Source organism: Streptomyces inhibens, assembly GCF_022221585.1.
GTDB lineage: Bacteria > Actinomycetota > Actinomycetes > Streptomycetales > Streptomycetaceae > Streptomyces > Streptomyces inhibens.
In genome coordinates, this window is record NZ_CP084681.1 from 1,680,306 (window position 1) to 1,690,775 (window position 10,470).

General features: G+C 71.0%; 11 protein-coding genes. 5 read left to right on the plus strand and 6 right to left on the minus strand.

Annotated elements, in window-relative coordinates; translation table 11 throughout:
• Positions 1-5 precede the first annotated feature (5 nt).
• The gene (locus KI385_RS07810; RefSeq protein ID WP_238571484.1) at positions 6-1,196 is read right to left on the minus strand and encodes an acyl-CoA dehydrogenase family protein; all 1,191 of its coding nucleotides are present in this window, start codon (positions 1,194-1,196) and stop codon (positions 6-8) included.
• A 179-nt stretch (positions 1,197-1,375) separates the two neighbouring features.
• Complete coding sequence (locus tag KI385_RS07815; RefSeq protein ID WP_238571485.1) at positions 1,376-2,170, minus strand: SDR family NAD(P)-dependent oxidoreductase; 795 nt, start codon at positions 2,168-2,170, stop codon at positions 1,376-1,378.
• A 183-nt stretch (positions 2,171-2,353) separates the two neighbouring features.
• Here KI385_RS07815 and KI385_RS07820 point away from each other — a divergent pair, with 183 nt between their 5' ends.
• Entirely contained in the window at positions 2,354-2,809 is a 456-nt protein-coding gene (locus KI385_RS07820) for a group II truncated hemoglobin (protein ID WP_238571486.1), read from the plus strand.
• 67 nt (positions 2,810-2,876) lie between these two features.
• Here KI385_RS07820 and KI385_RS07825 read toward each other — a convergent pair whose 3' ends face one another.
• The 4 genes from KI385_RS07825 to KI385_RS07840 form a co-directional block, all read right to left on the minus strand.
• Positions 2,877-3,308, minus strand: coding sequence for an SH3 domain-containing protein (locus tag KI385_RS07825; RefSeq protein ID WP_238571487.1), 432 nt, complete (start codon positions 3,306-3,308; stop codon positions 2,877-2,879).
• Between the two features lie 175 nt (positions 3,309-3,483).
• Complete coding sequence (locus KI385_RS07830; protein ID WP_238571488.1) at positions 3,484-4,248, minus strand: VOC family protein; 765 nt, start codon at positions 4,246-4,248, stop codon at positions 3,484-3,486.
• 176 nt (positions 4,249-4,424) lie between these two features.
• The gene (locus tag KI385_RS07835) at positions 4,425-5,006 is read right to left on the minus strand and encodes a TetR/AcrR family transcriptional regulator (protein WP_238577604.1); all 582 of its coding nucleotides are present in this window, start codon (positions 5,004-5,006) and stop codon (positions 4,425-4,427) included.
• A 5-nt stretch (positions 5,007-5,011) separates the two neighbouring features.
• Complete coding sequence (locus KI385_RS07840) at positions 5,012-6,169, minus strand: FAD-dependent oxidoreductase (RefSeq protein WP_238571489.1); 1,158 nt, start codon at positions 6,167-6,169, stop codon at positions 5,012-5,014.
• 252 nt (positions 6,170-6,421) lie between these two features.
• Here KI385_RS07840 and KI385_RS07845 point away from each other — a divergent pair, with 252 nt between their 5' ends.
• The 4 genes from KI385_RS07845 to KI385_RS07860 all read left to right on the plus strand — a co-directional run bounded on the left by KI385_RS07845 (position 6,422) and on the right by KI385_RS07860 (position 10,400).
• A complete protein-coding gene (locus KI385_RS07845; RefSeq protein ID WP_238577605.1) occupies positions 6,422-7,432 on the plus strand; it encodes a FecCD family ABC transporter permease in 1,011 nt (336 codons plus the stop codon).
• Positions 7,429-8,505 carry a FecCD family ABC transporter permease gene (locus KI385_RS07850; protein WP_238571490.1) on the plus strand — a complete coding sequence of 359 codons (1,077 nt, stop codon included), beginning with the start codon at positions 7,429-7,431 and terminating at the stop codon, positions 8,503-8,505. The genes KI385_RS07845 and KI385_RS07850 overlap by 4 nt, the downstream gene beginning before the upstream one ends.
• Positions 8,502-9,314: an ABC transporter ATP-binding protein gene (locus KI385_RS07855; protein WP_238571491.1), complete on the plus strand. Its 813-nt coding sequence runs from the start codon at positions 8,502-8,504 to the stop codon at positions 9,312-9,314. Before KI385_RS07850 ends, KI385_RS07855 begins: the two co-directional genes overlap by 4 nt.
• Before the next feature lie 66 nt (positions 9,315-9,380).
• Positions 9,381-10,400, plus strand: a complete 1,020-nt coding sequence (locus KI385_RS07860; RefSeq protein WP_238571492.1) for an ABC transporter substrate-binding protein — start codon at positions 9,381-9,383, stop codon at positions 10,398-10,400.
• The last annotated feature ends 70 nt before the right edge of the window (positions 10,401-10,470 follow it).

The window sequence follows — 10,470 nt, forward strand, 5'->3', positions numbered from 1 at the left end:
GCCGGTCAGCGCCGTACGCGGGGCATCCCGAGGCCGATCCACGAGATGATCTCGCGCTGGATCTCATTGTTGCCGCCGCCGAAGGTGAAGATGACGGCGGAGCGGTAGCCGCGTTCCAGTTCGCCGTGCAGCACCGCGCCGGCCGAGCCCTCCTTGAGGGGGCCCGCCGACCCGACGACCTCCATCAGCCAGGCATAGGCGTCCCGCCGGGCCTCGGAGCCGTAGACCTTGACCGCGGAGGCGTCCTGCGGGGTGAGCGTGCCCTGTTGGAGTGCGTCGACCATCTGCCAGTTCAGTAGCTTCATGGCGTCCAGTCCGGTGTGGGTACGGGCCAGCCGTCCGCGTACCCAGCCCAGGTCGATGACCCGGCGGCCGTCGGCGAGTTTGGTGTCGGCGGCCCAGCGCTGGACGTTGTGCAGCGCGCGGATGGCCATGGTGCCGTGGGCGGCGAGGGTGACCCGTTCGTGGTTGAGCTGGTTGGTGATGATCCGCCAGCCCTTGTTCTCCTGACCGACGCGGCGGGACGCCGGGACGGTGATGTTCTCGTAGTAGCTGGCGGTGGTGTCGTGCGAGGCGAGAGTGTTGATCAGGGTGCAGGAGTACCCGGGGTCGCTGGTGGGGACGAGGAGCATGGTGATGCCCTTGTGGGGCGGGGCATCGGGATCGGTGCGTACGGCGAGCCATACCCAGTCGGCGGTGTCGCCGTTGGTCGTCCAGATCTTCTGGCCGTTGACGACGTAGTGGCCACTCTCCTCGTCGCCCTCCCGTACGGCGCGGGTCTTGAGGGCGGCCAGATCGGTGCCGGCGTCCGGTTCGCTGTATCCGATCGCGAAGTCGATCTCGCCGGAGAGGATCCTGGGCAGGAAGTAGGCCTTCTGTTCGTCGGTGCCGAACTGCATGATCGTCGGACCGACGGTGTTCAGCGCCATCAGCGGCAGGGGGACACCCGCCTGCGCGGCCTCGTCGAAGAAGATGAACTGTTCCATCGGGGTCATACCGCGCCCGCCGAACTCCTTGGGCCAGCCGACGCCGAGCCAGCCGTCGGCGCCCAGCCTGCGCACCGTCTGACGGTAGAAGCGCTTCTGGGCGGCGGGGTCGGCGTACCGTGCGTAGGCGTTGTCCGGCACCAGCTCGGCGAAGTAGGTGCGCAGCTCGGCGCGCAACTCCTGTTGCTCGGGGGTGTATTCGAGGTGCACGGCCCCTCCAGTTCGTCCGGTCCGGTCGTCCGGTCCGACAGCGGCCGCGTTTCTGATGGTCCGTCGGATACCGGATCGAGGGGCACAGTAGAACTTGTTCCAGAAATACGGAAGGGCGCGGGCGCGGGGCGGCACCGCGTATGCGGCCGGGGTGGCGCCGGGCGAGCCCCGGCCGGCCGTCAGGGAACGATCGAGTCGATGTACCCGCCGTCGACACGGACCGCCGCGCCGGTCGTTGCCGATGCGAACGGGGAGCTGAGGTAGACCACCATGTGCGCGATCTCCTCCGGTTCGATCATCCGCTGGATCAGCGACTGAGGGCGGTACTCCCGCATGAAGGTCCGTTGCGCCTCGTCCCACGGCACATCGCGGCCGACGATTCCATGGACGAAGTCCTCCACCCCACCGGTGTGGGTCGGACCCGCGATGACGGAGTTCACGCACACCCCACTGCCCGCCGCCTCCTTCGCGAAGCCGCGGGACACCGCGAGCAGCGCCGTCTTGGACATGCCGTACTGAATCATCTCCGCCGGAATCACCACGGCGGAGTCGCTGGCGATGTTCTGGATGCGGCCCCAGCCGCGTTCCTTCATTCCCGGCAGATAGGCACGGATCATCCGGACGGCGGTGAGCACATTGACCTCGAAATAGCGCCGCCATTCGGCATCATCGATTTCCAGGGCGGGCCGGGGCCCGAAAATGCCCAGGTTGTTGATGAGAATGTCCGCCTGCGGTACGGCATCGATGACCTGCTCGAATCCGCCGTCGGTGCTGATGTCGCCGGGCGCCGCGAGAAACGTCGCACCCGGATCCTGCGCACGCATCCGCTCCAGCGCCGCGTCCACGGACCCGGCGCTGCGGCCGCTGACCGCGACCTCGGCTCCGGCGCGGGCCAGCCCCGTGGCGATGGCGGCGCCGATGCCCTGGGTCGAGCCGGTCACCAGGGCGGTCCTGCCGGTGAGATCGATCTGCACGGTGCTGCTCCCTGTCGTCGCCTGCCCGGCCATGGAACGGTGCGCCTCAGCCTTGCACGCCACGGCGCGCACCGCAGCGGCGAGCCCTCGGCGCGACAACGCGGAACAGCCCACCCGCGACGGCCCCCCGCCCTACCATTTCGAGCGATCACCGATGCGGTGATCTCAACGGAGGGGACCCCCATGACCGAGCGACCGCGCACGCTGCTGACAGCGATCGGCGGCATCGACGTACTGCGCCGGCTGAGCAACACCTTCTACGAGGCGGTGCTCGCCGACCCGTTGCTGGCGCCGGTGTTCGCCGATTTCACCCGCACCCATATCGAGCATGTCGCCGTCTGGCTCGGCGAAGTGTTCGGCGGCGAGACCCGGTTCACCGACGAGCTGGGCGGCCATCAGGCGCTGCTGCGCGCGCACCTCGGGCTGAAGATCACCGAGGAGCAGCGGCTGCGCTGGATGGAGCTGATGACGGCCGCCGTCGAGAAGGAGCTGCCGGACGACGAACTGCTGCGCCGCCGGGTCGTCGAGTACTTCGACTGGGGTACCACGATCGCCCGTGAGGTGTCCGCCGACCCGGAGGGCACCGACCTCGGCGACCCGGGCCCGACGCCCCGGTGGGGCTGGGACGGCCTGGTCTGATCCCGGCGCGCACGAAGGCCCGGCCCGGCACCTTCGGGGTACCGAACCGGGCCTTGCCCGGGCTCCATCAGCCCACGGCGTGCTTCGCCGCGTTGTTGTGGGGCTGCATCCGGCCGCGCTGCACGTCCTTGCAGTACTTGACGAAGCCGCTGTTGGTCACGTACTTCGCCGAGACCCAGGTCGCCCGCTGCTCGCGGGTCAGGTACCAGACGCTGTTGCCGCCCACGCTCTGGGTGCGCACCTTGCACACCAGGCCGATCTGCGCGCGGTGGCGGAAGTAGCCCTTCACGGAGGAGTCCGTGCTGGGGTACTGACGCGCACTCAGGCCCATCTTCGTGGTGACGACGCCGTACGGCTTCGCGGTGGTGGTGGGCCCGGGCGTCGCCTGGGCCGGGGCCGCGATGGACAGCGTCGCACCGAGGGCGACCGCCGCGGTCAGCGCGCCCGCGCCGGCTGCCAGCTTTTTACCTCGGGCCACGAGGATTTCGGTCGTGGACATAGGGGTCTCCTGTTCTTGACGCGCAATGCCACCCATTGGCGCGAAGTGGACATTACGCGCAAATCACCCTCGGAATGTGGTGAAACGACGAACAGGCCGCCGATCGTGTGACAAGTACAAGTGCGCCCGGACCGCGGGCAGTCGCTGCCGTCCGCGCACGACGGAGCCGACGAGGTCAGCCCTCGGCGCCGGCGCGGTGGATCCCGAAGGAGGCACCTTGCGGATCCCGGATCACGGCGACCCTCGGCCCCTCGGGTACGTCCGTAGGGGGCACCAGCAGCATGCCCCCGGACTCGGCGGCCCGGGCGGCCGTCTCGTCGACATCGGCGACCGCGAAGTACGGCAGCCAGTGCGCCCGGACATCCTCCGGGTAGAACTCGTCCAGCGCGCTCATGCCGCCGAAGTCGGCGCCGTCGATGCCCCATTGCGGGTAGTCCTCGTGCGTGCCGACGGTCCAGCCGAAGATCCGCGTGTAGAAGGCCTTCGCGGCCTCCTCGTCCCGGGTGGCGAGCTCGACCCAGCCGAGCGAGCCCGGCGCGCTCAGCAGGGCGGCGCCGGCGAAGGAACGAGCCTGCCACAGCGAGAAAACGGCGCCTTCCGGGTCGGCCAGCACGGCGAAACGGCCCAGGTCGAAGACGTCCATCGGCGCCATCAGCTGCCGCCCGCCGGCCTCGGTGACCGCCGCGGCCAGCGCATCGGCGTCCCGGGTCGCGAACGACACGGTCCAGGCGGTCGGCTGCCCGGGGGCGTAGAGCGGGGTCAGCGCGGCGACGGGGGCGTCGCCCAGGTACAGCATGGTGTAGCCGCCCGCCTCGGCCCGCGGGTCGGTCTCGGCGCGCCAGCCGAAGACCTGGCGGTAGTACACCTTGGCGGCATCGACGTCCGAGGTGCCCAGCTCCACCCAGCAGGGCGCGCCGGGCGTGGGCTCAGTGATCTTCACGGTGTGTTCCGTCCCTCCGCACCGAACCATGGCCGGGCCGCACCGCGGTCGCGTCCGTACGCTGCCGACCGCTGTCCCTACGCTGCTGATCGTCCGATGGGTACGAGGGAGCCGCAACCGGAGGGCGGGCGCGGACCAGGCGTCGGGACGGCGGACGGGACGGCGGACGGGACGGCTCAGACGCCCAGGTCGGACCAGCCCTTCTTCAGGTGGGTGAAGATCTCGTCCACGGCGGGCCCGGGGTGCTCGGAGCCGGCGGCGAGCCGCGGCGCGGCCAGCACATAGCGGGCCAGCGCCCGCACCGACACCGCGTCCGCCGCGGTGCCGATCTCCGCGGCGATCGCGCCGGCCAGGGCCGTCTCGTGCCGCAGCCACATCCGGTGGGCGTACTCGGTGAGCGCCGGGGTGCCGTCGATCAGCTCCCGGAACGCCGGGAACCCCGGCGTCTCGTGGGTCGAGACCAGCAGGCCGCGCAGGTGTGCCTGCAGTGCGTCCAGGACTGTGTGACCGGGTTCGCGGTCGCGTACGGCCGCGACCAGAGCGGCGCCGTGCTCGGCGTCCTGGTCGAACACCAGGGCTTCCTTGCCGGAGAAGTGCTTGAACAGAGTGGTCACCGAGACGTCCGCGGCCTCGGCCACGTCCTTGACGCTCACCTGGTCGTAGCCGTGCTCCAGGAACAGCCGGAGGGCGGCATCGGCCAGCGCCTGACGGGTCTGGGCCTTCTTGCGTTCGCGACGGCCGGGGGTCGGCTGGGTCATGGCGGTCACGGCCTTTCCTGTCCGGCCATCTGGCGCAGATGGCGGAGCGAGCCCTGTGGGGCGTCGGGGGCGATGGCGTTGGCCAGGCCGCGGGCGGCGGCCTCGGCGGCCCGGGCGGAGCGGGGCAGCATGGCCGTTTCGTAGGCTCGTACCGCCCTCTCGGGGTCGTCGTGTTCGGTGAGTGCCAGGGCGAGTTCGCAGCCGTCGAGCATGGCGAGGTTGGCGCCCATGCCGGAGAACGGCGTCATCAGATGGGCGGCGTCGCCGAGCAGGGTCAGGCCCGGGGTGTGGGTCCAGGTGTGCGGCACCGGCAGCGCGAACAGCGGCCGGTTGATGAACCCGCCGTCGTTCTCCCTGAGCAGCGCCAGCAGCCGGTCGTCCCACCCGGCGAAGCCGTCGAGCAGTACGGCGCGGGTGGCCTCGGTGTCCGTCACCTTCACCCCGGCCTCCAGGGCCCAGTCCTGGGAGCCCCGGAAGGCGGCGTATCCGCGGAGGTGGCCACGACTGTTGCGCTGGACCATCAGGGCCTTGTTGGCGAAGCTCGCCATCATGCTGCCGTTGCCGACCAGACGGGCGATCTCGGGGTGGCGGGCGTCGGCGTCGTCGAATCCGAACTCGACGAAGGTGACGCCGGAGTAGTGCGGGGTCGCGTCGGACAGCAGCGGCCGCACTCTGGACCAGGCGCCGTCGGCGCCGATGACCAGGTCGAAGGTCTCGGTGTGTCCGTCGTCGAACTCGGCCTTGTGGCGGCCGTCACCGAGCGGATGAAGGGTGCGCAGATAGTGGCCCCAGCGCACGGTCCCGGGGGTGAGGGAGTCCAGCAGCAGGCGGCGCAGCTCGCCCCGGTCGATCTCGGGGCGGTCGGTCGCGTCGGGGGCCGGGGTGTGCTGGAAGAGCACGGTGGCGGTGCGGTCGAGCAGCCGCATCTCCTGCCCCTCGGGGCGGGCGAGGGCGGCGAACTCCTCATGGAGGCCGGCCTCGCGCAGTGCTGCCTGACCCGTCGTCATATGCAGGTCCAGCGTGCCGCCTTGCGGGCGGGCTTCGGCGGTGGCGTCGTTTTCGAAGACGGTGACCGGCAAGCCGTGCCGCTGCAGGACGCGGGCACAGGTCAGCCCACCGGGGCCGGCCCCGACGATCGCGATGCGGGGAGAGGTGGTGTTCATGCCATCCAGAAAACCACAGTGACTAAGAAAGTGCAATCGATACACTTTCCAAGTCATGCCGTCGACGGTCACGGTCGGGCGCATGAGCGAGCCCATCACCCCAGGCCAGCGACGCGCAGGGCGAGTTGAGGAAACCTCACCGACAAAAAGGACAGTTGGTCATTTCCCGGAGGGGCGCTTGCAGATTTAGGTATGCCTAACCTAATGTAACGACGCGTGTCGACGACCAAACCACCTGCCACCGCACCCCCTGTGCCCGATCCGCGTCCCTCCGCGAACGTCCTACGGCGCCTACCGCTGTTCGCGGCCGGGCTCTGCGCGCTGGCGGTCTGCGCCGCCCTGAGCCTCGCCCTCGGTGCCCGATCCGTACCGCTGTCCACCGTGCTGGACGCGCTCTTTGGAACTGCCCACGGGCGGGACGCCATTGTGGTGACGGGGCTCCGGCTGCCGCGGACGGTGGTCGCGCTCGCGGTCGGCGCGGCGCTCGGTGTCGCCGGGGCGGTCGTCCAGGGCATCACCCGCAACCCGCTCGCCTCCCCCACCACGCTGGGCATCAACGCGGGCGCCGGTTTCGCCGTCGTCACCGCGATCTATGCGCTGCATCTGACCCGGCCCGTCGAATACCTCTGGTTCGCCTTCGCGGGCGCCGCGGCCGCCGCGCTGTTCGCCCAGGCGCTGGCCCGGCGCGCCGGCGACCTCGACCCGGTACGCCTCGCACTGGGCGGCACCGTGCTGCAACTCGTGCTGCTCTCCTGGACGTCGACGGTCATGCTGGCCAGCAAGCGCTCGCTGGACGAGGCCCGGTTCTGGCTGGCCGGTTCGCTGGCCGAGCGCCCGCTGGCGGTGCTCTACCCGGTGCTGCCGACCCTGGCGATCGGTCTGGTCATCGCGCTGGTCATCGCCCCTGCCCTCAACGCGCTGGCGCTGGGCGACGATTCGGCCCAGGCACTGGGCGTGCCGGTGACCCGGATCCGGACGGCCGGCGGTCTGGCCGTCGTCCTGCTCGCGGCGTCCGCGGTGGCCGTGGCCGGTCCACTGGCCTTCATCGGACTGGCCGCACCGCACCTGGTCCGCCAGCTGCTGCGCACCTCCGACCACCGGATCGTGGTGCCCGGCTGCCTGATCGCCGGCCCCCTGCTGCTGCTCACCGCCGACATCCTCGGACGGCTCGTCATCCGGCCGTCCGAGCTACAGGTCGGCATCATCAGCGCGTTCCTCGGCGCGCCGCTGCTGGCGCTGCTGGCCCGGAAGGTGGCCCGATGAGCGACGTCGTACGGAACGGGAAGCCGGCCGGCGCCCTCTCCCCCGCCACGTCCCCCGCCACCGGACACCGGCCCGGGAGCCGCCGGACACCGCTGCTCGCCGTCGCCGGCGTCGTGGTCCTCTGCGCGCTGGTGACGGTGGCGGTGGCCAACGGCGATATGCCGCTGCCGCCCGTCGATGCGGTCAAGGGCCTGTTCGGCGTCGGTGATTCCGCGACCGTGCTGGTGGTCCAGGAGTTCCGGGCCCCGCGGATGGTCGCGGCGATCGTCGCGGGGGCGGGGCTGGCGGTGGCCGGTGCCCTGCTCCAGCGGCTGTTCCGCAATCCACTGGCCTCCCCCGATGTGATGGGGGTGACCGGCGGTGCCTCGTTCGGCGCGGTGGCGATGCTGGCCGCCGGGGCCTCGCAGGCGCTGGTCCCGCTGGCGGCGCTCGGCGGCGGGCTGCTCGCCGCGGTGCTGCTGGGGGTGTTCGCCTGGCGCGCCGGGGTCAGTGTGACCCGGCTGGTGCTGGTCGGTCTCGCGGTGCAGGCGGGTCTGTCCGCGGCGGTGAACTTCATGGTCGTCCGCTTCCCTGCCGAGCTCGCCGGCTCGGCGCTGCAGTGGACGACGGGCTCGGTGTACGGGCGGACCTGGACCGAAGTGTGGTCGGCGGGCGGGGCGGTGGCCGTGGCGCTGGTCGTCGCGTTCGCCCTGCACCGCCGGCTGGCCGTACTCGACCTGGGCGACGACTCGGCCGGCGCGCTCGGCCTGAACACCAACGCCGCACGCCTCCAGGTCCTGGTCGTCGCCATCGTGCTGGCCTCGCTGGCCGCCTCGCTCGCCGGCCCGGTCGCCTTCGTCGCGCTGGCCGTCCCGCACATGGTGCGGTTCCTCGCCGGGCCGCCGACCGCGGGGACGCTGGCGCTGTCCGGCCTCGCCGGTGCCGTACTGCTGCTCGCCTCCGATCTGGTGACGCAGCATCTGCTGCCGGTCAGCGGGCTGCCGGTCGGGGTGGTCACCGCCACTCTGGGCGCGCCCTGGCTGCTGGTGCTGATGATCCGTCAGAGCAGTTCCGTCAACAGGAGTGTCCGATGACCGCCAACCAGCTCTCCACCCACGGACTCGACCTGCGCTACGGCGACCGGCTGATCGTCGGCGGCCTCGATCTGGTGCTGCCCGGCGGCGCCGTCACCGCCGTCGTCGGCCCCAACGCCTGTGGAAAATCGACCCTGTTGCGCGGTCTGACCCGGCTGCTGGCGCCGGCCGCCGGCACCGTCGCGCTGGACGGCGCCGATATCCACCGGATGCCGGCCCGTGCGCTCGCCCTGCGGATGGGGCTGCTCCCCCAGCAGCCGGTCACCCCCGACGCGATCACCGTCGAGGCGCTGGTACGGCTCGGCCGCTACCCGCACCAGCGGCTGCTGAGCCCCTGGTCGTCGGCCGATCAGCAGGCGGTGGAGGAGGCGCTGCGGCGCACCGGCACCGCCCCGCTGCGCGATCAGCCCGTCGACCAGCTCTCCGGTGGCCAGCGCCAGCGAGCCTGGATCGCCCTGGCGCTGGCGCAGGACACCGATCTGCTGCTGCTCGACGAGCCCACCACGTTCCTGGACCTGCGGCACCAGCTCGATGTCCTCGATCTGGTCGCCGCGCTGCACTCCGAGGCGGGCCGCACCGTGGTCATGGTGCTGCACGACCTCGGGCAGGCCGCCCGCTACGCGGATCACCTCGTGGTCCTCAAGGACGGGCAGCTGGCGGCGGCCGGCGCCCCGGCGGACGTACTCGACGCGGAGCTGGTCAAGTCCGTGTTCGACGTGGACTGCCGGGTGATCCCCGACCCCGAGACCGGCACACCGCTGGTCGTCCCCAAGAGCAGCGCGAAACGGCACACCGCCGTGACCGCCTGACCCGACCGCTCTCCCCCACGAGCGTTTCCCTCTCCGCTCCGTCCCCTCTCAGGAAGCCGAACCCTCATGCTGAACCGATCCACTTCCCATGGCCTCCGCCGACTGCCGGCCGCACTGCTCGCCGTCGCCCTGGGCACCGCCGCCCTCTCCGCCTGCGGCGGCGCCACGTCCCCCGCCGCCGACGACGCGGCGAAGGGCGGCGCCGACGCCGGTGCCTTCCCGCGTACGGTCAAGAGCGCTCTCGGCGGCGAGGTGAAGATCCCCGCCCAGCCCAAGCGCGTCGTCGTCCTGGACACCGGTGAGCTCGACGATGTCACCACGCTCGGCGTCAAGCCGGTCGGTGCGGTCTCCCCGCACATGAAGACCGAGGGCGGCTTCCCCTCCTACCTCAAGGACGAGATCGGGGGCGTGACGGACGTCGGTCCGCTGCTGGAGCCCAACCTTGAGAAGATCATCTCGCTCAAGCCCGACCTGATCCTGTCCTCCAAGGTCCGGCACGAGAAGATCTACGACAAGCTCAAGGACATCGCGCCGACCGTCTTCACCGAGACCACCGGTGGCCCCTGGAAGGCCAATCTGAAGGTCCACGCCAAGGCCCTGGGCCTGGAGAAGCAGGCCGACAAGAGGCTCAAGGAGTACGAGGCACGGGCCAAGGCGCTGGGCGAGGCCATCAAGAAGAAGTACGGCAAGATGCCGTCGGCCTCGGTGGTCCGCTTCGTCGCCGGCCCGACCCGCCTCTACCAGAAGTCCTCCTACAGCGGTGTGGTCCTGGACGACATCGGGCTGGCCCGGCCGACGTCGCAGAGCTCCACCGACCCGGCCAAGACGATGCTCGACGTCAGCGCGGAGCAGATCGACAAGGCCGACGCCGACCTGGTGTTCGTGACCGTGGCGGACACGCCGGACAAGACCCAGCAGAAGGACGTCACGTCCAACCCGGTCTGGAAGGACCTGCCGGCCGTCAAGCACCACAAGGTCTTCAACGTGCCGGACGAGACCTGGATGTCCGGTATCGGCATCCAGGCCGCGGAGCACATGCTCGCCGACGTGGCCAAGGCCACCGGCGTGCAGCTGCCCAAGAGCTGAATCCCTTGGGGGTGGGGCGCCGTCCCCACAGCCCGCCCCGCCCCCGCCACGATGTCCCGCACCGCCCTCG

Coding starts and splice junctions, on each gene's coding strand:
- KI385_RS07820 (WP_238571486.1), top strand. CDS start 2,354: ATGACCGAGCGACCGCGCACGCTGCTGACAGCGATCGGCGGCATCGAC.
- KI385_RS07825 (WP_238571487.1), bottom strand. CDS start 3,308: ATGTCCACGACCGAAATCCTCGTGGCCCGAGGTAAAAAGCTGGCAGCC.
- KI385_RS07835 (WP_238577604.1), bottom strand. CDS start 5,006: ATGACCCAGCCGACCCCCGGCCGTCGCGAACGCAAGAAGGCCCAGACC.
- KI385_RS07840 (WP_238571489.1), bottom strand. CDS start 6,169: ATGAACACCACCTCTCCCCGCATCGCGATCGTCGGGGCCGGCCCCGGT.
- KI385_RS07850 (WP_238571490.1), top strand. CDS start 7,429: ATGAGCGACGTCGTACGGAACGGGAAGCCGGCCGGCGCCCTCTCCCCC.
- KI385_RS07855 (WP_238571491.1), top strand. CDS start 8,502: ATGACCGCCAACCAGCTCTCCACCCACGGACTCGACCTGCGCTACGGC.
- KI385_RS07860 (WP_238571492.1), top strand. CDS start 9,381: ATGCTGAACCGATCCACTTCCCATGGCCTCCGCCGACTGCCGGCCGCA.